This window comes from Adlercreutzia equolifaciens, from assembly GCF_029076695.1.
GTDB classification, from domain to species: Bacteria; Actinomycetota; Coriobacteriia; order Coriobacteriales; family Eggerthellaceae; genus Adlercreutzia; species Adlercreutzia equolifaciens_A.
The window spans coordinates 1-305 of the sequence record NZ_JARFIK010000338.1 but is presented as its reverse complement, the minus strand read 5'-3'; the positions used below and the strand labels follow the sequence as shown (position 1 = coordinate 305).

The 305-nt window shown below is 61.0% G+C and carries 1 protein-coding gene; it reads left to right on the top strand.

Annotated elements, in window-relative coordinates:
- Positions 1–305, top strand: a 305-nt coding sequence (gene rpsD / locus PZH32_RS12650) for a 30S ribosomal protein S4 (RefSeq protein WP_275208601.1), incomplete at both ends; no start/stop codon positions are given.

Sequence of the window (305 nt, the reverse complement as noted above, 5' to 3'; positions counted from 1 at the left end):
CTATGCAGCTGCGCGAGAAGCAGAAGGCCAAGTTCATCTACGGTGTGCTCGAGAAGCAGTTCCGTGGTTACTTCAAGCGCGCCAAGTCCATGCAGGGTCAGACCGGTGAGAACCTGATGACTATCCTGGAGACCCGTCTCGACAACGTGGTCTTCCGTCTGGGCTTCGCCCGCACCCGTAAGGAAGCTCGTCAGATGGTCACCCATGGCCACATCTGCGTGAACGGCCGCCGCGTGGACATCCCGTCCTTCCGCATGCGTCCCGGCGAGCTGGTTTCCGTGGCCCCCAAGGCTAAGGAACTCCTG